1 protein-coding gene is annotated in these 622 nt (G+C 26.7%); it reads right to left on the reverse strand.

Annotated elements, in window-relative coordinates:
* Positions 1-386 precede the first annotated feature (386 nt).
* Positions 387-622: hypothetical protein (locus tag IR152_RS19780; protein ID WP_413927525.1), on the reverse strand; the 236-nt coding region annotated here is incomplete at its 5' end.

Consider the following 622-nt stretch of genomic DNA (forward strand, 5'->3'; position numbering starts at 1 on the left):
CTTCAATATGAATTGTCCATAATGCTTTGTCTGTTTTTGTGTAAGTAGAATTTGTTTCAGTATCTGCAAATGCAATACTACTTGATAATGCAAATAAACAACATAGCATTATCAATGCTTTTTTAACTTTTTTTAACATAAAAATCCTCCCTAAATATTATTTAATTATCCCATTGTATGGAATTAAACATCAACATAAATTTTGTAAATTGAATCTTTTATTGGAAATTTTTTATATATTGAATGGTCTATAAATGCTCTAAGCTTAAATCACTATCCATTTCTTCTTCTACTTTTATTACGCTACTCAATTTCACATCTAAAAACCCTAAAAAGGAAACAGGACTTCGTCCCCCTTAATACAAAGAGCCATTTCGTGATACCAGTTAAAAATTCCAGTATCTTTTTACAGTTGATATACTTAGATTTAATTTTTTTGCAACTTTACTTTGGCTTAATCCCAATGATTTTTCTACCTGTATTTCATTTCTTCTGTTTTCTTGCCTTCTTATATTATTCCTTATGTACTTTTCATTTTTGCCTATTATTGTTTTTAGATGTTTTTGTTCTTCTTCTGTTATTCCCAATAAATCCATCAATGTACTATTCTTAAATTTATATT

Source organism: Clostridioides sp. ES-S-0108-01, from assembly GCF_020662285.1.
In the GTDB taxonomy this organism is placed as follows: domain Bacteria; phylum Bacillota; class Clostridia; order Peptostreptococcales; family Peptostreptococcaceae; genus Clostridioides.